The 20,540-nt window shown below is 41.3% G+C and carries 18 protein-coding genes; 8 read left to right on the plus strand and 10 right to left on the minus strand.

What is annotated here, in order from left to right; genetic code table 11:
• On the minus strand, positions 1 to 2,878 hold a 2,878-nt coding region (locus R7Q38_RS21805), incomplete at its 3' end, for a helicase-related protein (RefSeq protein ID WP_318114351.1).
• 605 nt (positions 2,879 to 3,483) lie between these two features.
• On the opposite strand from R7Q38_RS21805, the gene R7Q38_RS21810 reads away from it, so the two are divergent.
• Genes R7Q38_RS21810 through R7Q38_RS21820 form a run of 3 tightly spaced genes read left to right on the plus strand, consistent with a single transcriptional unit; the run spans position 3,484 to position 6,030 of the window.
• Positions 3,484 to 4,683: a ParA family protein gene (locus R7Q38_RS21810; RefSeq protein WP_017449270.1), complete on the plus strand. Its 1,200-nt coding sequence runs from the start codon at positions 3,484 to 3,486 to the stop codon at positions 4,681 to 4,683.
• Entirely contained in the window at positions 4,683 to 5,765 is a 1,083-nt protein-coding gene (locus tag R7Q38_RS21815; protein WP_239939106.1) for a ParB family protein, read from the plus strand. The genes R7Q38_RS21810 and R7Q38_RS21815 overlap by 1 nt, the downstream gene beginning before the upstream one ends.
• Positions 5,758 to 6,030, plus strand: coding sequence for a hypothetical protein (locus tag R7Q38_RS21820; protein ID WP_100088500.1), 273 nt, complete (start codon positions 5,758 to 5,760; stop codon positions 6,028 to 6,030). The genes R7Q38_RS21815 and R7Q38_RS21820 overlap by 8 nt, the downstream gene beginning before the upstream one ends.
• Before the next feature lie 73 nt (positions 6,031 to 6,103).
• Here R7Q38_RS21820 and R7Q38_RS21825 read toward each other — a convergent pair whose 3' ends face one another.
• The 4 genes from R7Q38_RS21825 to R7Q38_RS21840 all read right to left on the minus strand — a co-directional run bounded on the left by R7Q38_RS21825 (position 6,104) and on the right by R7Q38_RS21840 (position 8,699).
• Positions 6,104 to 6,652: a Tfp pilus assembly protein FimT/FimU gene (locus tag R7Q38_RS21825; protein ID WP_083152714.1), complete on the minus strand. Its 549-nt coding sequence runs from the start codon at positions 6,650 to 6,652 to the stop codon at positions 6,104 to 6,106.
• A 70-nt stretch (positions 6,653 to 6,722) separates the two neighbouring features.
• Complete coding sequence (locus R7Q38_RS21830) at positions 6,723 to 7,241, minus strand: metal-dependent hydrolase (RefSeq protein ID WP_203478737.1); 519 nt, start codon at positions 7,239 to 7,241, stop codon at positions 6,723 to 6,725.
• Entirely contained in the window at positions 7,238 to 7,987 is a 750-nt protein-coding gene (locus tag R7Q38_RS21835; RefSeq protein ID WP_100088509.1) for a hypothetical protein, read from the minus strand. The genes R7Q38_RS21830 and R7Q38_RS21835 overlap by 4 nt, the downstream gene beginning before the upstream one ends.
• Positions 7,977 to 8,699, minus strand: a complete 723-nt coding sequence (locus R7Q38_RS21840) for a hypothetical protein (RefSeq protein WP_029843382.1) — start codon at positions 8,697 to 8,699, stop codon at positions 7,977 to 7,979. Before R7Q38_RS21840 ends, R7Q38_RS21835 begins: the two co-directional genes overlap by 11 nt.
• 943 nt (positions 8,700 to 9,642) lie before the next feature.
• Here R7Q38_RS21840 and R7Q38_RS21845 point away from each other — a divergent pair.
• The gene (locus R7Q38_RS21845) at positions 9,643 to 10,716 is read left to right on the plus strand and encodes a replication initiation protein (RefSeq protein WP_239939095.1); all 1,074 of its coding nucleotides are present in this window, start codon (positions 9,643 to 9,645) and stop codon (positions 10,714 to 10,716) included.
• A 615-nt stretch (positions 10,717 to 11,331) separates the two neighbouring features.
• Complete coding sequence (locus tag R7Q38_RS21850; RefSeq protein ID WP_029843386.1) at positions 11,332 to 11,946, plus strand: recombinase family protein; 615 nt, start codon at positions 11,332 to 11,334, stop codon at positions 11,944 to 11,946.
• Here R7Q38_RS21850 and R7Q38_RS21855 read toward each other — a convergent pair.
• Positions 11,936 to 12,145 (minus strand): type II toxin-antitoxin system Phd/YefM family antitoxin, encoded by a 210-nt coding sequence (locus R7Q38_RS21855; protein WP_239939096.1) that lies wholly within the window; start codon positions 12,143 to 12,145, stop codon positions 11,936 to 11,938. The genes R7Q38_RS21850 and R7Q38_RS21855 overlap by 11 nt on opposite strands.
• Before the next feature lie 186 nt (positions 12,146 to 12,331).
• Here R7Q38_RS21855 and R7Q38_RS21860 point away from each other — a divergent pair, with 186 nt between their 5' ends.
• The 3 genes from R7Q38_RS21860 to R7Q38_RS21870 all read left to right on the plus strand — a co-directional run bounded on the left by R7Q38_RS21860 (position 12,332) and on the right by R7Q38_RS21870 (position 14,223).
• Positions 12,332 to 12,883 carry a recombinase family protein gene (locus tag R7Q38_RS21860; protein ID WP_140257795.1) on the plus strand — a complete coding sequence of 184 codons (552 nt, stop codon included), beginning with the start codon at positions 12,332 to 12,334 and terminating at the stop codon, positions 12,881 to 12,883.
• Between the two features lie 141 nt (positions 12,884 to 13,024).
• Positions 13,025 to 13,633: an AHH domain-containing protein gene (locus tag R7Q38_RS21865; RefSeq protein ID WP_029843392.1), complete on the plus strand. Its 609-nt coding sequence runs from the start codon at positions 13,025 to 13,027 to the stop codon at positions 13,631 to 13,633.
• Positions 13,634 to 13,641: 8 nt separating this feature from the next.
• Positions 13,642 to 14,223: an imm11 family protein gene (locus R7Q38_RS21870; RefSeq protein ID WP_029843393.1), complete on the plus strand. Its 582-nt coding sequence runs from the start codon at positions 13,642 to 13,644 to the stop codon at positions 14,221 to 14,223.
• A 70-nt stretch (positions 14,224 to 14,293) separates the two neighbouring features.
• Here R7Q38_RS21870 and R7Q38_RS21875 read toward each other — a convergent pair whose 3' ends face one another.
• From R7Q38_RS21875 to R7Q38_RS21890, 4 genes are all read right to left on the minus strand, one after another.
• Complete coding sequence (locus R7Q38_RS21875; protein ID WP_222712691.1) at positions 14,294 to 14,983, minus strand: hypothetical protein; 690 nt, start codon at positions 14,981 to 14,983, stop codon at positions 14,294 to 14,296.
• 828 nt (positions 14,984 to 15,811) lie between these two features.
• Positions 15,812 to 16,912 carry a hypothetical protein gene (locus tag R7Q38_RS21880; RefSeq protein ID WP_239939097.1) on the minus strand — a complete coding sequence of 367 codons (1,101 nt, stop codon included), beginning with the start codon at positions 16,910 to 16,912 and terminating at the stop codon, positions 15,812 to 15,814.
• A 153-nt stretch (positions 16,913 to 17,065) separates the two neighbouring features.
• Positions 17,066 to 18,778: a DNA (cytosine-5-)-methyltransferase gene (gene dcm / locus R7Q38_RS21885; protein ID WP_239939098.1), complete on the minus strand. Its 1,713-nt coding sequence runs from the start codon at positions 18,776 to 18,778 to the stop codon at positions 17,066 to 17,068.
• A gap of 128 nt (positions 18,779 to 18,906) precedes the next feature.
• Positions 18,907 to 20,355, minus strand: coding sequence for an MvaI/BcnI family restriction endonuclease (locus tag R7Q38_RS21890; protein WP_239939099.1), 1,449 nt, complete (start codon positions 20,353 to 20,355; stop codon positions 18,907 to 18,909).
• Between the last annotated feature and the right edge of the window lie 185 nt (positions 20,356 to 20,540).

Genomic DNA, 20,540 nt, shown 5'->3' on the forward strand with positions numbered 1-20,540 from the left:
CGTCCATAGCCTTTACGATACGCTTTTTAAATACCGCCAAGAGTGTTTTGAAGTCAGAATGGGACACATCTAGGTGCCTCGCGTTTTCATTTTTTCTTAGGTAACCCGTAACTCTGACGACTGAAATTAGAGCAGCATGCAGAGCCCGTTCAAGTGCTGGTTTAGCCCAAGGGGTAATACTAGTAGGTTCAACGTAACGATATAGGGCTTGATGATAGCTTTTGAAAGTTTCGTAGTGTGAGCGATCTCGTGGCTTAGTCGGAGAGTATTGAGTGATCACAATGCCAGGAGGACGTTTTTTACTTCGTCCTACACGGCTTGAAGCCTGTATATATTCAGCAGTAGCTTTCGGCTGTCCAGCAATCACCATCATACCAAGGCGTTCAATATCCACACCGACAGAAATCATATTCGTACACGGTAATATATCGACAGCATCAGGAAAAGACTTACTTAGTTTCGTTAGTACTTCCGGTATTTTGGAGCCTTTGACACCTGCGCTAAGTTCCTCGACGCTTTCAATCTTACGAGTATCATGCATATTATTGGAAATGACTTTGATACGTTCTGGAATATCGTCGCGTCCTAGGGTCATAGTTTTACCTAGTTCTCTGCGGCTATTGTGATAAATCGGCAGGGTCCAGTAACTATCTAGTAGTTCATACTCAAACCCTAGCTCAAAAGGAGCTAAAAGAGCGGCAGCACTTGTTTGAACAAGTGAAGTTTGCCCTGTATGCCCGCTGGGCATTACACCAACATACATTCGGCCTGGTTTATCAAGTTCTTCTTTTGAAAAGAAAGAGTCGGCTTGGTCTGTCCCTGATGGAGGAAACACGTTAACTCTTCTGCCAAATAAACGTACACTTTGCTGCTCTGCCGCACGAATCGTCGCAGTTGCAGCTATTACCTTAGGCTTCTGGCCAAGGACCTCAATGATAGAATCAAAACCAGCTTCATAAATACCAGCAATGGTGCCTAAAGGACCAGAAATTAGATGTAATTCGTCTTGAATTATAAGGCTTGGAGGTAGTACTTTTTTATCTCCGAAGAAAGCCGCAGCTTCAGCCTTCCAAGTTAGGCGAGCAAATTTGTCAACCGTTCCTATTAGAAGACTAGGTGGAGAAGCATATAAGGCCTCGTCCACAACTTGTATAGGTAAGTGGTGATGAAAATCACACCCTTCATTTGGGCAGAAAAATTCAAACTTGTTATCAGGATTTGAGCGAATACCATATGAAAGATGCTCAGAGGTATAAACCTTCGGTATTATTTCAGTACCGCACCAAGGGCAATTTTGTAATTGGAAACTATTCTCTGGTTCAGGGTCGTCGCGAGTGATCACAAACTTGTTATGAGCATCTTTATAACTATTAGGTGTGCTATCCATACCTGCCCATAGGCCAAGAGAAAACTGCTCTTGGCCTAATCGAGAATCATTTTCGCGTAATTTTTCTAAAGCGCAGATTAAGCTTCCAGCTCTTTGAAACTGTTGAGATGTTAGCAAGCGTAATGTGTAGCGTTTAATAACTGCAGTGCCTGCGCCACGTTTCCCTTTAGTCAAGCGACGGTATATCATTTCCCATGCAGCAACGGCTAGGTAGGCTTCGGTTTTACCACCACCAGTAGGGAACCACAGAAGATCTACTTCTTCATGAGATTTAGGCAAATCACCAGTATCTTTGTTCGGAATAAGAGATTCTAAAACGAGCAATTGAAAGGCTAACTGGAATGGGCGCCATTTGAAGTTCTCAACAACATCATCAGCAAAGTAATCCGGGCTTACATACTCAAAGTCCTTTGACTTAGCTTCTCCGGCATACTTTTTCCCAGAATGTAGCATTTGCATCAGCATAGCCTTGTTAGCGATACGGAAGGATTCCATTGCTAATGAAGAGTTTTGTAGTCCTTTAATTCCATCCTCCATTCTTTGAGCTGCACTTTTCAATCTCTGGATAATGCGCTCTTTCGCTGCAAGATATCTACCATCTAAAACTTCGTTATCAAGCTCATTAATCCACGCTCGGTAGGCAAAAATAAGTTCTTGATATCCAGAAAGTAGTTGTTGATCAGTTGCCGCATCAACATCCGCTATTCTCGTTATGCTAAGAATGTTACTGCTGAGGTTTGGGTACTTACTCTGATCTATTTCTGTACTAAAGTCTTTCACTTCATGAGTAGGCATCGCCTCAGTGTATAATTGGGTTGGGCTTGCTTCCCCATCAAAAGACCAATCAACAGCAACACCATGCCCAACAGCCCAAGGAACCCGTTTTCTATAAGCTAAGTTCAGTTCCTGCTGCTCATCATCGAGTTTGAATCGTTCACTACTTGGGTACTCTCTGATATTACCCTCTAAAACAGAGACCTTGATACCGCACTGGTATAAACATTTTTCAGGATCTAACCGCTCACCTGAGCTTGCATTGTTTGACATTGCGATGGTTACAACCTTTCCTGAGGTTATAGGTCTTACCGTAATATCTAGACGTGCGCGTCCATCAAGTATTTCACTCTTTCGAGATACTACTTTTTGTAGATCTTCTTCATGAGATAGTTCAGAGCGTTGCCACTCAAGCATTTTCCCTTTGGTATAAGAGCCTGCTGTAATATTCAGCCGCAACGATGTATTTGCTTGGATAGCGAAAGATATAGCCATTGATGATGGTTTAAAATCATTGGCGAGAGCTTCGGTAGTTGAATCATCATCTTTGTCGTCATTTGTATCATCGATACAAGCAGCAGCAGGAAAGAGAGTCCCTATAAGGTAACGTTTATGAGGAGCATCTTTTAACCTCTCTTGCTCCCCTCCTACAGGTCCAATAAGCTGTGTTCTTAAGTAATGAATTAGCTCGAGCCTTGCTTGGGTAAATTCGTTCATTTGAATTCTCTATAGTATTTTTTTGACAGCGCCAAAGCAGAGTACCCTGTACGGTATGAATTTAAATTGAGTTGATTAACCTTATGTTTAAGGTAGCCTTCAAATTAACTTGCTTGGAAATTATTGGCATTGTGGCTTTATCTTGCTGCTTATATAATACTCAACTTATTGCAATTCAAAAAGAGTAGCCCCGTAAGTATTTCTCATCGTGTGAGGGTGCTCTACCTTATTATCGTTTACTAAAGTAGCTCCTCCCAGAGTCATGAATTCCCCCTTCTCTAAAGCTTCCAGAACCTCGGCCTTGTTTTTGCGCGGCTAAATCGGGGTGCTTAGCCAAGGCATCTCGTTCCCTTATAGCAATCTCTTCAGCTGTAGCCCTACGTACTTCTTGGGACTTTTTAAGTTCTCGAATCGCTCTAGACATGTCAAACCTCATAGGACTTTTCATTTGATATTTCATCGTACATTAATCAAACACCTCAGCAATTGACCAAAATTAAGTTATTCCCTACCACCCTCTCAAATTTTCGACATTCCATTACTTTTCATTACACACCTTATAAATTAAGGGATATACTATTTCTAATTCCTACATGGAGGCAGAAATGGATACTCAACAGACCACCCAAAGCTTTCAATCGCTTAAACAAGGGGCTGATGCTTATATCAAGCGTCGAAACTTACGGTTACTCGCTAATCATCGTAAAGAGCTGCGCAATTTCACTCGAGCAGAAGCTTCCACCTATTTAGCTATTGATGCTAAAACTCTTGATCGATATGTTACTTCTGCAGGTATCGACCCTCGTCGCCATGAGGATTCTCAATGGTCGATTGATATAGAAGAAATGTATCGCGTAAGAGACTTATTACCGGAAACCTTACGTAAAGAGCCGAAATTCCAGCGTGGTGAAAAGCAGTCAACGCAAGTTATCGTAATCCAAAACCAAAAAGGTGGTGTTGGTAAGACAGTATCTGCCGCAACTGTAGCATCGGGCTTAGCGACGGAGTTTCACCAAGAATATCGAGTAGGGTTAATCGATATGGATGGCCAGGCGACTCTGTCTATGTATTACGCGCCAGAAGCTGACCAGGAAGGCAACCTTTCTGTGGGCGATCTCATTATGCGTAACTTTGACTTAGACGAGGATGAAACGTTCGAGCAAGCGGTATCTGAAGCGTTCTTAGAAACCACCATCCCCAACTTACGTATTCTTCCTGCTTCGCAAAGTGACAGAGCAATTGAAGGGTGGTTTCATGAACAAGTATTCACACATAAGCTACCATCCCCCTACTCTATTTTGGCCGACATCATCGATGCAGTAAAAGATGAATTCGACATCATCATCATTGATACGCCGCCTTCTTTAGGTTACGCGACTTACAATGCGTACTTTGCAGCAACAAGTGTTGTTTTCCCATTATCAATTACCGAAAACGACATCGATGCAACGTGCTCATACTTTAGCTATATCCCACAAGTTTGGGCGTTGTTAGCCAATGCGAATCATCAAGGCTATGATTTTATGAAGATATTGCTGACGAACCATCGTGATAGCTCAACGACTACCGAGTTGATGAATAGCCTTTATGAACATTTTGCGCCTTACTTATATTCTAAAGAATTCAAGCATAGCGAAGCTATTAGGCAAGCATCTTCTTTACTTGCCACCGTTTTCGATATGTCAAAAAGCGAATACCCGAAAAGCAAATCAACTTTCCAAACGGCGCAGCAAAATGGTTATGAAGTAATTAGCCAAATTCAACGGGATATTTTGAGTGTTTGGCGCGAACAGGAGCAAGCATAATGGCAAAAAAACGTGGTGGTAGTCCACTAGGTAATACACCAGGCGCAGTTGAGGCTCAACAGTCAGCAGCAAAAGCGAACCTGACCACATTAACGCAACAGCTCACGGCTGAGCTGGATAGAGCCGGCACTAATGCAGCTGAGTTTTTGCGAGAACAGTTTGGAATTGAGTCTGTCGGTCAGAGCGTGGTTTGGCAGTTAGCGTCGGGGAATAGCGCGACCTTCAATGAAGTGACCCTGTCATACGAACAAGTTCGTGATGAGACGTTTGTTACCTTTGATGTGAACGGACGCGATCAATCGCTTCTTACGGCAGAATCTCTATCTGATTTGAACTCCCTTGAATTTCAACAGTTCTACCCTGCTGTAGGTCGACAAATCGATGGCAAGATTGATGTATTAGATGGCTCTCGCCGTCGAGCTTGGTTCTTACTTCAAGGAGGTCGAGTTAAAACATTCCGTATCCTTATTACTCAGAATGAAATCTCTGTCAGTGATGCTAAGGCGTTGGCCAAGCAGCTACAAACTGCCAAAGAACATAATCTGCGTGAAATTGGACAACAATGCATCGCCATCAAATCGGCCAACGAAGAGATAACTCAGGCTGAGATTGCAAAACAAGTTGGGCTTAGCCAAGCCGGTGTAAGTAAAGCGATGAAAGCAGCCAGTATTGACGAGAAGCTGGTTAAACTATTTCCGGTTGTAAATGCCCTTTCACACCCAGATTATGCCCTACTCGATAAGGTGATGAAGACCTGCGAAGACAAAAAACAACTTACAGACTTCGTAAAGAAGATCGAAAAAAGCCTTGTCAATATTCAGGCTGAATATTCGCTGGAAGACCAAAAAGACGCAATTGTTGCAGCGATCAAAAATGAGCTAAAAGTCGCAGAAGCGAAGAAAGGGACAGACAAAGCGGAAGTCACTCCCCTCGTCCAATTCGATAGCAAAGGCATGTTTGCACGTAAACGCGTTAAAGGGAGAAATTTCTCGTATGAGTTCGGGCGGCTTTCAAAAGGAATACAGGAAAAGCTCGATGAGGCAATACAAAAGGTTTTAATGGAAGAGAGTAACAATGAGTAATGAGTATTACCCTTTACAAGTTGAGCTTCTGGAGCACTCTAGATCAATAAAATCTCAGGCTATGACTATTATTCTAAAAAAGCTACCTGATGGCAAAGATTTAGAAAGTCTCCAAGTATTATCATCTATGATCAATAGTATTGATAAGCTTGAGCTAGACTTTAAAGAGAGCCTGAAATCTAGTGGAAGTTTGGATAAAAAACTGAAACTTATACAAGATATCTATACGGAATCTAATGCTCTACTTTCCTTTATAAAACACTAATAAAAATAGATTTATTCATGTAAAACGTCATTTTTCAATGACGTTTTTAAAATTAAAATTTATAAAGAGTAACTTAACACTCTTTCAATCCATACTGCTCCCCTACTGTGCTACAAAAGTATGTCCTTCCTACTAGATGCATTTTCAACGCAACTTTCTTATCAGGCTCAACTGAAATTTTCATAATCTCACTGTAGCTATCGCTATCTAACGTCGAGTGAATTAATTCAGGTAACCCTCGTACAGCATCTAGCTTAATAACGTTTTGTGGATAGGATTGCTCTAAGACGACCTCATCAAATACTCGTCCTTTTAACACCAACATGGCGTTAGTGGTACAGTCACTGATAGTGTCGGACAGGGACAAAACCAAGCAACGCTCTGTTGGGTCTATGTTAGATAGCTCTCGCAAATGAATATATACGGGCATATTTCTAAAAACAGCTTCACTTTTAGCCATGATAAGTAACCCTGCAAGTTCATCTTTAACCGTATTGATTCGAGAGCTTTTCATTATTTGAGAAAAGTTTGGCGCAGCAAAAAGCAATAACGCCCCTAATACACTAATCGTGATGATGAGTTCTATAAGTGTAAACCCCCGTTGGTAAGCTCTATTTAACATGAGTTACTCCCTAATTACTCCGCTTTGATTTGTCATTATTCAGCCTGAATAATGACAAACATTGTTTAATTTAAATGAATCTAAATCGGTTAGTTTTCCACTCTAACGCATCAATTAATCCACTCTCATACATCCCTGCCCAGTCGTAAAAAAATGGTGCAAACCCCTGCCCTCCAGTGATATGTGAAAAAGCGATACAAACTATCACTACGCCAGCAGAGATTGCGTATTCCACAGGGTCACCGGTTCTAAACCGCCCACCGAATAAATGAAACCGCCTGTCACTGTATGGCGAAAATGGCACTCCAGATACCGTCATTGCGTCAGTTAAAATATGACTTACGCCCCCCCAAGCGAACGCCATGCCAATCCCTTGATAGTCCCATATAAAAGTAAAAACGAGTGCCACAACGAGCCAATGGGTAAAAACATGGGTAGGACCTCGATGTTTTATATGCCGACCGACGACCTTAGCAACATATTCAAGCCAATCAGGTGCCGTGGCACCTAACACACAAACAGGTACATGAGGGGGAGAGATAACGGCACAAATCGACCCAGCAATAAGCCCATGATTCAGCCACTTCATTGAGTAACCCTCGGTTTAGAATGAGGTGGGAGGTAGGCAAGCTTTTGCAAATACTGATTTACACTGTCGCTGTAGGAACTCTCACACAATGCAACTAGTGCCAGTCGATGCTCGACGATTTTAGCTTCATGAGCTAAAACGTCTCGATGTGAGCTCGCGACTTTTTCAAGTAGTGCCACTTGTTCGTTCACGTTCGCCACACCTTGGGCAACCCGCTGCTGTGAACGTGCTTCAAGTGATAGGTAGAGACCCATCAAGCGGTAAGCGTAGTTTCTATCAGCGAGAGCTTGCGTGAAGGAAGCAACCGACGTCGCTGTGGCCGTTCTACGCTGGTACTCCCATTGCCGCTCTCGAGATTGCTCCGTCGTAGAGTAGAGCGGCATTTTTCCAACAATCCCGACATAGTGTTCTGAAATTTCAGGCCAATCATCACTGTTGTATTCATCTAAGTTCGTCCTCATTCCAGCGACAAGGTTTAAGTCGAGTTTGAATTTACTCTTCTCTGGATAACAGTTGAGTACGGTCTGAAAGATAGCATCTGGGTCAATCTTAGGCGCAGGCTTAAGAGCAGGAGTGGAGGTATTGTAATGAGGAGCATCGCCTTTCAATGTCGGCAATTCGAAAGGCTTAATCTCCGGTGGCTGCGCTGTTGGTTCATCCCAGGGTGTAGAAATCCCCCAATCATTGGCGTAAGCCACGGAGCAGAACAGGAAACACAGCACTAAAAGGCCATACTTAATCGGCACGCGTAGACCTCCGTCCGCTACCAAGCATTTGTAAGCCGCCAATCACAGCTCCAGCTTCCCACGCGCCCGCAACAACGCATAAAGCAACCATGAACCAAATTAAAGCTTTTGTAGTGTCATAACTGACATCACTCTCTAAATTGATGCGCTGTGGTTCGCGTCTTTCGACGATGGGACGAATTGACGGGGGAAGGCGACCTTCTTCACTACACGCCATCAACCAAACCTTGGCAGACAGTAAACATTTTCGTGCAATTTGAGCTTTGCGACCTGTCAACTTATGAGCATCATCAATGAAAAGCAAAGATTGAGTATCAACTAGGTAATCTGCCAATAAGTCCGCTTTCAATTGGAGATTAAGTTTGCTCCAAGGAGTAAAATAAGTACCTTCTTCTTGGCTACTTGCATACCATTTTTCAATCCCTTTAACCTCAACCCAGCTAGATAATGGCATTAGCCCTTCAAGCAAAACCGGTTGTGGTTTCTTTCCCCAAATTTCATGTCGGCTATCGCGCAACCGTGTAAGCCAACGGCTTTTACCAGAGTCATGAGCTCCGGTAATAAGTTGGCACTGAGTTCGGCGTAAACTCGTTTCTTTCCTATCTCGACTTGGTGCAAAGCGGCGAGGGGAGTCTACGATCAAAGGGGTTACATAACGGGTCCCATCTTTTCGCTGACGTTTATGATCGGTTCTAAGTTTTAAAAATCGCATGCTCTTCTTTCCTAACCGCTACAGCATACAAGCGAAGAACAACAAAAAAAGCGAGGCCTAGTTTCCTGCGAACAACTCAAAATAAAAATGTAATTGCGTTGTTTATTGATGCAGTTAAAAAGCAGCGTGAAGAAAAAGCGAAGTGGACGAGGAACATGGGTTAAATTCGCGCAGCTCCGCAAGTTTCAAACCGAAGGAAAGGGGTAAACAATCTGATGATGAATATCAATGATCGATAATTGATGAAGTGATCGAAATTAACGACCGTATTTTTCGCGCATAAGGGGTCTATGACGGGGCTGGGTGATGCCAAACTATAGCGTTAGCATCAACCTCACTTTCCATCATAAAAAGCACAGATTATTGGTTTTTCTTCGTGATGATTTATCAGGTGCGATTTACTGTGACAGATTAGTTAGGGCTGGGCCTAGTCACACGGCTCGCCACACCGCTGCAGGTAGAGGCGTTACTCTCTTCCGTTTCCTATACTGGTTTGTGTACCGACTTAACCAACCTTACAGACAGGCATATCACCATAGAACCTGTTTATCGATCGTTCATACCACACCATTGTCCAATCACGTCCCCCGTAGACGACATCACGTTGTCACTTACCCATTGCTTTCATCAAACAAGCTTGATGACCTCCCATTTATTTCACGTCGCTGGCGTATTTATCCGCAACGACAGAGACGGTAAGAATCTCCATACACTCTTTTGTTTTTATGCCTCTCCCACAGTTAAAAGGAGCATGAAGTTATAACGAGAGGGTTAGTGCGCAAAAAGAGTAGGGTATAGGATCCGATCAAGTCAGAGATCTTTGGACATGATGATCATATCAATTACATAGCATTAAATGACATTATTTAGGCTAGGTAATTCCTCCATTACCTAAAACATGTCATAATTACCTAAATATTGTTATCTATGGACATAGTGTGAAATGAGTGATGAAGAGTATTTTTATCCAGTCGTAAGCGATAACTTACCAAAGCACATAAAGAAGGGTCATCAGCTGGTTTTCAGTCGACAAGATTTATCGGCAAGAGAAGCAGATATGTTCGCTTTAATGATCGCACATATGAAAGCGGCGGACTGGGAACAAAAAACCCCTCATTACGAATTCACTTCGCATCAACTATCAGAATGGTTAGGTGTCGAGTCTAAACATATTGGCAGTAACTTAAGCCCAGTAGCAAACCGCTTAGCCAGTAGAAAAATAGGCATCAAAGTCGACACATCTAAAGGTGATATAGAGTTTGATTATCGGCCGCTATTTAAGCACATCGCTTATAAAAACGGTGTGCTTACTATGGTTCCTAACGATATGCTGAAATCAGAGTATATTGAATATAATCAAGGTTTTGCTCTCATTAACACTCGCAATTTCTTTGACGTTAAAAAAGAATATTCCAAACGCTTATACGAACTACTTAGCCGCTTTAAAGATAAAGGCTTTGAGATGCACACACAAAAGTTAAGTGAGCTCAAAGGAATCTTTGGCCTTCTGGATGAAGCTGGTAAGTTAAAGAAAGATAAAAGCTCTTTTAAAAACAACAGTGTGTTTATGAAGCGTTGTATTCGTGAAAGTATCAAAGAGCTTTCCGAGCATCCTCAGATCAGCAAAGAGCTTCTATTTTTAGAAAGTAGTCAAGGGGATAAAGGCTTTGAGGTTGTTAAAAAAGGACGAACAATTACCGGAATAAAGTTTCTTTTCCGTTGGATAAAGTTAGGCACAATAGATGAGCTAAACCAACATGAAGCAATGAAAACCATTAAGGATCTAGAGCTAAAAAGGCTTCAAAACCAGGTTCGCCTCACCGAATCCGAACTGGAGTCATTAGCTATCGCTTACCGTTACGTCGGTAAAGAAAGTCATGCATTGAAAGTCGAGGAAAGTCTCTCAAGGCGGCACTTAACTCAAGACGAACAAAACCATGAAGATGACAACGAGCTAGAATCTTTGATTGAGAAAATAGAGACACTTTCAGAACTAAGTAATAGCCCAGATTACTAATTTCGAATAGAAGACATTTTCTAGGTATTTCGATCTCATTAATGACATATTTTAGGCAACAAAGAGTGATTCAAGACACAATTTAGGTGTTTTGGTGATAAGGCTCATATAGATTCAAACTCTAGAAAGGGGAACTCATAAGAATACATGTCATAGCAAAGAATAACGCCTTGTTTAAACTAAAATATGTCAGCATTCAGAAGTAAACACCTAAAATGTGTCATTAGTAAACCTGAGATGCGATCAATAACACCTAAAAGATGTCACCAATGAACCTAAAAAATGATCATCAACACCTAAAATTAGATCATAATCACCTAAATCTTGTTATCCCAACACCTAAAAGATGATCATAAAACATGATTAAACCCATATAAATCAATACGTTGCGAAGACTATAGGTTTTATAGATTTATACTTAACATAGAATAATATAGTTAAATATAGATCTTTATAGTTTGTGTGGATAACTGGAAAATCAAAGATTTACACAGTTACCCACGACAACGATCAATTTCATTTTTCTTCTTAATAAATTTTTATCCAGTCACATTTTAGGTAAGAACAACCAATTTAGTTCTCATCCCTTGCTATAACGTGAGAAAAGGAGGTGGTATGTCTAATTATGCATATCTACGTGTTTCAAGCGATAGTCAAGATGTGGCAAACCAAAAGCATGGTATCTATGAGTACTGTAATAAGGTTGGGTTAGCTAACTTATGTTTTGTTGAAGATGTTATTACAGGCAAAAAAAAGTGGCATCAACGTAAGCTCGGTCAGCTTATAGAAGGAATGGGAGCCGGAGATAAACTCATTTTTTCAGAAGTGAGTCGTATAGCTCGCTCAACACTTCAAGTATTAGAAGTTCTTGAAGTCTGCATGGCAAAAGGTATTGATGTATACATTGCTAAACAGAACATGCAACTAGATGGATCCATGCAAGCAAAAATCACAGCAACGGTTCTCGGACTTGCGGCAGAAATAGAACGAGAGTTTATTTCTATGCGGACTAAAGAAGCATTAGCGGCTAGGAAAAAAGCCGGTATCATTTTAGGTCGTCCTAAAGGTGAGGCGGAAAAACTCAAGCTGGACCCGAAGCGAGAGCAAATAGAACGTTATTTGGGAATGGGGTTAGGTATTAGACCTACTGCAAAATTGATCGATGAAGCGCCAAGCACATTAAGGGATTATGTGAAACGGAAAAACTTAAAAGCAAAAGTTATTGTTTAGTGTCTGCTAACTCTAGCCTTAGCTTTAAAGACTCCATCTCTAGCTTTATTTTTTCAGCTTGAAGGTTTTGGTACTCTTTCATGGAGAGCATTATTGCAATCGGTTTTCCATATCTTTTTATCTCTATAGGTTCATTTTGAACAGTTTCTAGTAGTGATTTAAATTTTGACGTTGCTTCATTAGCATTTATAGATTTCATAATAGCCTCTTTCCTTCAATCCTAACTGTTTCGATAAATATGAACAAACTCAATAGTGTCCATAAAGGTGTACCTTTGTGGACAGTTACGAGACTGCATCACAAATTTGTACATTTAGTCTTATAAATATTTAGTGTACATGTACACTATTTAAATTACCTCTTAATGTTCACTTTGGATGCAAATATGAACCTTGGTTATGCACGAGTCAGTACTGATGACCAAAATCTTGATGTTCAGATCTCCCAGCTTAAAAAAATTGGCTGTGAGAAGATTTTCCAAGAAAAAGCCAGTGGAAAATCGACGGAGCGTGAAGCTTTGGCGAGATTAATTGATTTCGCTAGGGAAGGGGATGTCGTACATGTAACCAAAGTGGATCGGATTGCCCGAAATACTATCGATGCATTGCAAGTTGCCGATCAGCTGTCAGAAAAAGGCGCAGGATTGGTGTTCCATGATCTCGGTGATTTAGACATCAATAGTGATGTAGGTCGTGTTATTTATACCACCATTTCCGCCTTCGCAGAAATGGAAAGAAAACGTATTTTACAGCGCTGTAACGAGGGTAGGGAGCGCGCAAAAGAAGAGGGGCGGCATCTTGGCCGATTTCCTAATAAAACATTGCACAAGCGCATACAAGAACTTGCTGCGCAGGGAATAAACAAGCATGCCATCAGTAAAGAGCTAGGGTGTAGTCGAACGACGGTTTATAAGGTATTGAGTAACCCTTCTTCTTAGGTATCAATACGTAAACTGTTGGAAGGTTCAGACTTAAAAAATTGAGAGCGTTACCTGAAACTCAACACTTGCACTTTTTTTGCTCAATTTCATTGATATACAATAATGCTACTCGATTCATATTGCATGTCAGGACGAATGATGCAAAAACGCGAAGAAGATGTACATTATGTTACGATTGATGAGTTAGAAAATGACTTTGAAGTTTTAACTGGTGATAAAGCAGTAGCCAAGGCTCAAGCCAAGCTTTTTTCGATCAGATATCGTGGCGAAGTGATTGATGCTGTTCGTTTTCAGAGGGGATTAATATCTGAAGACGACTTGCAACTAGCCAAACATATACGGTGGCAACACCATAAAAACCATAGTCGAAACCTTGCTGCGAATATGATGGCGGCAAGGCGTAATAAACCAGCTAACACTGCCGCTCATCATATTGTGGCGTGGGATCACCCAAGAGCTGCAAAATCTCGCCTTCGATTGGCGGCGTTTGGTATCGATATTGATCATGAAGCGAATGGGGTTTACTTACCTAGATTTAAAAAGCATATCCCCCATAAGGCGATGCCAAGTGCTAAGGCACACTCTGTTACCCATACTCATCAATACTACCTGAATGTAGAGTTCCTTTTGGAAGATACTATTGCAGAAGGTCTGGGACGCCCAGGTATTATTGATACATTGAGAGAGGTAGGCGAGGATCTTGAAGCGGGAGAGTTCCCATTGAGAGAAGCGATTCAATCTGTTTAAGGATGGTTATGACAGCATTTAACAAAGTGTTTATTGTCACCCCCAATGCGAATGATTTTGCAATCTTGCAAGAATCTGCATTGGAAATGTCCCTTCAAGTAACCACAAACGAACCTATCCAGCTGTATGGAGAATCTGTTAAAGACAGTTGGAGAAGTATTGATATTGAATGGTTAGATGTTGAAGGTGAAAACACATTACCTAGGCCTGATGTTGCTGCTTGGGGAGCGGTTACTTTCGCTGTGCCAGCTGCCATTGCTGATAAGCTTGGTGCGTTAAGCGAGAATGTCGAATTCTTGCCATTGAGTCTAAAAGGACAGCCTTGGCGAGCATTAAATATTATTACTCAAATCGATGCTATTGATAGCTCTGCTACCGAGTATAACCTTCGCAATGGGAAACCGAGTCGTACTAGGCCGTTTAAGAAACTCGTTTTGAATAGAGAAGCCATTAATGAAGCTGGCTTATTCAGAGTAAAAGGTGCGGGACTCAGAACGTTTTGCACGGACAAAAAAGGTGGATTGTACGATAGAGTCAAAGAACTAAATTTGACTGGCTTGGATTTCAAAGAAGTGCTTGTTTCTAGCTAATCAGAGATTAGCTAGAAGTAATTGTAATTAAAGGAGTATGGTAATTAAGGCCAAACTCCTTTCAATCTTATTATTGTGATGATGTCACTAACAGAGAGTCGGAAGTTTTAGGCTGCCATTGGGCTTTTGATTGTTCCAATGCGGTTAACAGAGAGTAGTACTTTATTTTATATGGCCATTGATTCGAAGGGTGCCAAAAGTCAACGAAGTAGAAACCTTCCGACTGATATAGCCACTCGCCTTCTTTAGTTAACCCTTGTTGTTTTAACTTGTTCTCGATCAAAGGGAAAGTATGGCCACAAATAATAATGTCAGGATTGACTCGTTTAATTTGTTGCCAAATCCACGTCCAGTCAGATTCAACGTAGCTAGTTAGATCTTCATTATTTGAAGAGCTTTTTCCCGCACTCTTTTTAATGTTGATGATTGCACAGCTCTGGAAGAGAACGTCTAGGTTAGCGTCTTGTTTATAATTTTCGTTAAATGGTTTGACTGTGCCATTGCGAACTAAGTGATCTAAGCCGTCCAACCATTGAGCCATCGTCCACCACATTGGCTTTCCAAGCACGGATAATGGTTTATTCAGGTAGTCATTTAAAGCCCAATCTTCTTTTACTTCACTTGATGACTCATAGGCTTCTTTCATCAAGAATAGAACCTTAAGCTGACTTTTTTGCCATAAGTCATCATCTAAAATACCATCAGAGATAAACAGACTGCCTTTGTGTTTTTCGGTAATTTTCCAATCAGAGAAGTTCATTTCTTGTCCTGTTTTTATTGTCTTCAATGGTAAGGGTTTTTCATTCCCTTCTAGGGGGAAGTAATTACAAGTTTCCTCGGACATTAAGATAATGATGCCTTGCTAAACACTACAATCCGTTTTGGCCACTTCTTATCCTTTACCACGAAAAAGCATGTCATGGCCAAAACATGCGTCACTGCGTGACACTGGCCATCACATAAACGTCGTAAAGGATAAGGCGGCTCAAAGCGGACTTTCGTAGCAAGGCCGCTTAAAAGATCTATTACCAACCCCCATCCCCCAAGCTTGGGGGCATGTGCGACAATTTAACATAATGTGGAATAATGCAAAATTGCACGCGCCTAACGTCAGCAAGCTGCCGGGCACTGGGCAACTTCAAGCATTATTGGACATTATGTTAAATTGTCGCCACCGCACTGAAAAGCGTGCTCTAAGGTAGCCAGCAAAGCTGGCGCAGTTTATCTGCCTTGCCCAAAAAGACGGACAAAGCAGGGTGACGCATCAAAACACAAACAATGTGTTTTGATGCGCGGGTGAGGTCAGCGTTTTATGATTCAGCACTTGCGGTACGTTCGTTGTTGTCCGTTCCGGCCAATCCATAAAAGGCGCAAGCTATTTTATGGCGTACCACCACATCCCCCGCCCACCCAATGCTGCGCCCCATTTTGGGGTTACTCCTAGTTTTAATCACCTAGGTATATTCAGCGCCTGTATTAGCGTTGAAGTATGAATTTAAAGGCGCAGCGTGGGCGTGTCGTGGTGGTTAGTTAACTAAATCTATATTCAAATCATTTATAAGATGCTTAATACAGTCGTCAAGAGTACCTACACAATCATTTCAAAAATACTATCCATAGTCTTAGACTGCTCTAACTTCTCAAACTTGTCTGCTCTTATGGTTTCTTGGATCCTAGGATAAGGATTCATTCCGCTATCCTCGCCAATTGTAAAGTTAAATCCGTCAATATCCCCAACTCTAATCTCTCTATAGCTAAAGTTAACCGAGGTTTTTAAATGATTAAGGTGCAGATTAATTAACTCGGAGCTTAGCATTTTCCCTGCATTGAGATGAATTAGGTAATAGCACATATTATTGGAATGGCACCATCTGATAAATTTGGTATGGCTTTGATCTATACCGTAAGAGGGCGAAAATACTATATGGCCTACACTATTTGTTAAACGTTCTCGAATTGTTGTGCGCAATTTATTTGAGTCGGTTGTCTCTTCCGTGTCTATGATTTGTTTACATATAGATTTTACTTGTGACAGAGGTAACTTAGTCGTGAAGTATGATTGTGCAGGATTCTTTCGCTTAAATTCCAAAAACTTAATTTTTCCCTTTGATAGAACTACTGCATCAATATCGTTTGGATGATTATGAAATGCAGGATAGAGAACCTCATAGATAAACCGCCTAGTAAGGAGTAGAGATGATTGCTCTTGAGAAGATAATTCCTTTTGGAGATACGTAATTATCGCAGCGTCAGTTTCTGGTTTTTTATTTTTTGCGGGACGGCTTTGTTTAAGTTTATTGTGCTGAGAAAGTTGGCACAAAAGCTTTTCTGCACTATCAAATATTGATGATGCTATTTTTTTGCTCTCTAACTTCAGTACGGCTTTATAGGCTTTGAATTCACCGGACTCATCGTATCTGGCGATCACAACAGTCTCTTTTTTGTCTATAAGTTCCCGAATAAGAGCTATGTCAACCCTTGACATATGCATTGAATAACTTCGCCCCAAAAATCGAACAAAAATACTCTTTTTCCCATAGTCATAGGTACATCGAAACCAGTCGAAAGAGGTGAACTCTCTACCAAAGTAGTTTTCTACGGACTTCTGAAAATACTGCTCGCTAATAAAAGACTCGAGCCTTTTCGTTCCTTCCCAGTGTAGTAAAAAATCTCTAAATTCATTATTCATACGCAATCGATACAGTGTGATTTTCTGTTAACTTATTGCTTATTTTAAATAAAGTCTATTTTTCTGAGTTTCACCTAAAAGATGACAATCCTTGTCAATAATAAAAAGGGAAGAGTAAGAAGAGTTGTACTCTTCTTACTCTGTGTGAAAATTCTAAGCAGCTTGATCACATGCTCCGTGTTTTGACTTTTCGATGAATGGCTTCATCAGCTGAGCGACAGCTCTGAATACCGGAACGACAACAGAATTCCCGAACTGTTTATAGGCCGCTGTATCAGCACACACTATTCGAAAATCATTATCTTGCTCCGTTCTGTCATATTCCGGTTTTTCAAACCCCATCAGACGGGCACATTCCTGAGGTGTTAAGCGACGAGGAGTTTTGTAGAGCGGGTCAAACTCAGGGGCATAACGGCCTTTCGCCTCATCGTATTTTTTTTCTCCTTCCTTAATCATATCTTTGTATTGCTTATCCGAGCATTCCGGATATTCCTTGCGGAATTTATTAGCGTGCGCGATCGCTTCTTTTTCACGCTCCTGATTTTTTCTTATTGCATGCTCTTTATTTTTTTCAAGATATTCAGCAGAAAGTCCGTCTTGGTTAATAAGAATCTCAGAACCATCTTTATAATAACGAGCTGACAGCGTACGGGTTACTGACTCTGGGTTTCTAGGATCTATAAGGCCAAATCCAAACCCATTTCCTTTAGTTTGGTGCTTAAGCGCATAGTGATACAAGTAGTTCCACAGGTTTGGGGTCAGTGTGTATTTCTGCTTTTCTTCTCTGGTGAGGGGACACAAAATGTCTTCCACACGATATCTTGATTCTGGTTTCTGAATATTGCGCAGTGACAGGTTAAGGTAGCTATTATCTGCTTTGGCCAGATCTTTTCTGATACCGACAAGCACAATACGTTCTCGATGCTGGGGTGTGAAATGAGCACCGTCAATAATCGTTGGCTCAGGTTTGCGTTTTCTTACTGCCTCAATTGCTTTTTCTATATTCTCACCAGAATTACTTATGTCAGCAACATGGTAGCCAGCTCTGTCTAGAGAGCGAATGATCGTAGCAAAAGTGTTGCCTTTATCGTGACTCTTAAGGTTTTTAACATTTTCCAAAACGAAAAACTTTGGTTTCCGAGTCAGCAGGATCTGCTCAACATCAAAGAATAGAGTACCCTGAGTATCACATTCAAAGCCATGAGATCTGCCTAACGAGTTTTTCTTCGATACACCTGCCAGAGAAAACGGCTGGCATGGAAAACCTGCAAGTAATACATCATGTTCAGGGATATGTTTCAGGATACTTTCCCGTTTTTCCTGTTCTGTTGCATTGCTGTCTCCACTCTTGGTTATTTGAGTTATATCCATTAGGGATACATTTTTCTCTGGGTTCTCATCTGCACTGTCTAGGAAGTAAGGTAATTCAGCTTCATTGACGTAATGATTGGCAAGGTATGTTCGTCGAGCTTTCTGATCCCACTCACTGGTAAATTCACATCTGCCGCCAATATCCTCAAATCCTTTTCTCAGACCACCGATCCCAGCAAATAGATCGATAAAGCTGAAGTCCGGGTTGTCCCAATGTGCTGGTTTTGCCGGTAGCAGTTTACTGCGAATATCTTTTATTGCTCTTTCGCTGAAACAAATCACATTTGAACTAGGTGATGCTTTCCATCTGTTTAGCTTCTCCCTAGTTATTTCCTGCTCATAACCACATTCCAGTTCTTTGAGTTTCAGTGCAAGGTTTTTCTGGTCATAAATTTCGACAAGAAGTTTAAGTAGGTTATTGCTCTCAGAGATTAGGCGTTGCGTGCGAAGTGTATCCTCACGGTCACCACAGTTAAGGATTTCGTTATTTTTCATGGAAGATTAATTGTGTTTAAAGGGATATTTGTGTGTGATTTTATCACACAAATGTCCCTTTTGGTATGTGATGTGTATGTAAATACAGTTGAATTGGCTGTTTTATACAAGTCTGTCACAGATTCTCATTAATTTGTAAGCCTTTTTAGTTCAGATAACTCATATAACTCACTTGCAGCTTTGTAGATATCGTTAAGCCGCCATTGAGAGCGGCGTTTATTCAACTTCGGATTACTCGGGTTATATTTGGGGGCCGGATCCAGATAAATGGTACCGGAATGAATGGCTTTAAATAGTTTTTCGGCGTTGGTATCCCGGCACCATAGTACTTCATCCGCAAACTTAACTTTCCATTTGTAACCTTCCGCAAGAGTGTGAGGTTCATCGTTACACTGTTTTTCTGCTGGAACATATACTACTTCGTTATGTTTAGCACCCCAGCAGTTTAGGATCCTTTCCAAAGACCAGCTTGCTGCAATATTTCCTTCTCTGTCTTCAAGCACTATTTCCATCTCTATCATCTGCCGTGTGATCGGTTTTTCCGGTTGGTAATAGCCAGGCTCATAACGGGTATAGCTTCTGCCATCTTCTCTCTTATCCTTAAAAGAGTGCACGCAACGGATTTTCAGGGTCAACTTTGTTTTCTCGTTCTCGACATAGGCCCTGTGTAGGCCGGTAAGACGGTAATCTTCCCCTTTCTGATATCCATATTTCATCATGAAATCTGCAAAGCTTTCTGCGTACAGACCTCCGTCAGGCTCCGGAGTAAACAAAGTTAGCTTTTTACGGGTAAAACACTTCAGTTCTATGCCGTATATATCTCCGTTTTTTTCAGCATTAGGTTTAATTCCACAGGCATGTTCAAGCGTATAGCCATGCACTTGAGTTCCGGTGAAAGGAATAGTGATGCCGTTTTTATCAAAACGGCACCCTAGAAGCGTTTTAGATGCTACGTTATCCCGGAGGACTTTTTCCAGTTTGACAGAGCCGCTGTCTCCGTTTGGTTGAATGGTTATTGATTTGCAAACTTTAGATCCATAGTAGGAACTAAGAGCTCTGAATTCTTTGACCAGAACTTCTCCCGGGTCTACTGCCATAATCGCAACAGCATGGCCAGACAGCGTGGAGCCTAGGATTAAATAGCGCGGGAGCCGGTCATCCCTTTTAATGTACTCCACCGACATTGAACGGGGCATTTCCCCTTTTTCGGTAACAAAACCTGATAGTCTAGCTTCCGGATACTGGGCATAAACAATAGCTTTACACTCTTTAGCTGGATGCAGAATGCCATCAGTACTCAGCCAAGAAAAACGGTGGAATATTGCTTGTGGTATTGCTTTACCTGGTTCAGAAGCTCTTTTTGTTATGCTGGTACTTTCGCCTCGGTCGCTAAACCGGAGGTCAAAAATAGAGTTCAATAGACTCGCATCCGAGTGATAATACACTTGGTTTTTATCATTCGCGTTTTTGGGAAGTTCTTTGATAAGAGCTAGTTGACAGTTATGTGGCCTGAGAAGATTTATGACGGTTTCCAGATCGGGGATGTCGAAGTGATCTAACTGATTGAATGTATACATTGTTATAGGTCTTATCCAATATATTGATGTACAACATTAAGAACTATTACATTTAAATTCAACGAAATGTGTGCGGTTGCTTCACTAATATCACACTATTTCTAATGCTTTCTTAAAGATCATTCAAACAGTAGTACATACAGGTTCTCAAACGACTTTCAACAAGTAGCTTTTTCCTGCTTTAT

This window comes from Vibrio sp. Vb0598, from assembly GCF_033338935.1.
GTDB classification, from domain to species: Bacteria; Pseudomonadota; Gammaproteobacteria; order Enterobacterales; family Vibrionaceae; genus Vibrio; species Vibrio alginolyticus.

Bases quoted from the DNA above. Each gene is read 5' to 3' on its own strand.
- R7Q38_RS21810 (WP_017449270.1), top strand. From the start codon at position 3,484: ATGGATACTCAACAGACCACCCAAAGCTTTCAATCGCTTAAACAAGGG.
- R7Q38_RS21815 (WP_239939106.1), top strand. From the start codon at position 4,683: ATGGCAAAAAAACGTGGTGGTAGTCCACTAGGTAATACACCAGGCGCA.
- R7Q38_RS21820 (WP_100088500.1), top strand. From the start codon at position 5,758: ATGAGTAATGAGTATTACCCTTTACAAGTTGAGCTTCTGGAGCACTCT.
- R7Q38_RS21825 (WP_083152714.1), bottom strand. From the start codon at position 6,652: ATGTTAAATAGAGCTTACCAACGGGGGTTTACACTTATAGAACTCATC.
- R7Q38_RS21830 (WP_203478737.1), bottom strand. From the start codon at position 7,241: ATGAAGTGGCTGAATCATGGGCTTATTGCTGGGTCGATTTGTGCCGTT.
- R7Q38_RS21840 (WP_029843382.1), bottom strand. From the start codon at position 8,699: ATGCGATTTTTAAAACTTAGAACCGATCATAAACGTCAGCGAAAAGAT.
- R7Q38_RS21845 (WP_239939095.1), top strand. From the start codon at position 9,643: ATGAGTGATGAAGAGTATTTTTATCCAGTCGTAAGCGATAACTTACCA.
- R7Q38_RS21850 (WP_029843386.1), top strand. From the start codon at position 11,332: ATGTCTAATTATGCATATCTACGTGTTTCAAGCGATAGTCAAGATGTG.
- R7Q38_RS21855 (WP_239939096.1), bottom strand. From the start codon at position 12,145: ATGAAATCTATAAATGCTAATGAAGCAACGTCAAAATTTAAATCACTA.
- R7Q38_RS21860 (WP_140257795.1), top strand. From the start codon at position 12,332: ATGAACCTTGGTTATGCACGAGTCAGTACTGATGACCAAAATCTTGAT.
- R7Q38_RS21865 (WP_029843392.1), top strand. From the start codon at position 13,025: ATGCAAAAACGCGAAGAAGATGTACATTATGTTACGATTGATGAGTTA.
- R7Q38_RS21870 (WP_029843393.1), top strand. From the start codon at position 13,642: ATGACAGCATTTAACAAAGTGTTTATTGTCACCCCCAATGCGAATGAT.
- R7Q38_RS21875 (WP_222712691.1), bottom strand. From the start codon at position 14,983: ATGAACTTCTCTGATTGGAAAATTACCGAAAAACACAAAGGCAGTCTG.
- R7Q38_RS21880 (WP_239939097.1), bottom strand. From the start codon at position 16,912: ATGAATAATGAATTTAGAGATTTTTTACTACACTGGGAAGGAACGAAA.
- dcm (WP_239939098.1), bottom strand. From the start codon at position 18,778: ATGAAAAATAACGAAATCCTTAACTGTGGTGACCGTGAGGATACACTT.
- R7Q38_RS21890 (WP_239939099.1), bottom strand. From the start codon at position 20,355: ATGTATACATTCAATCAGTTAGATCACTTCGACATCCCCGATCTGGAA.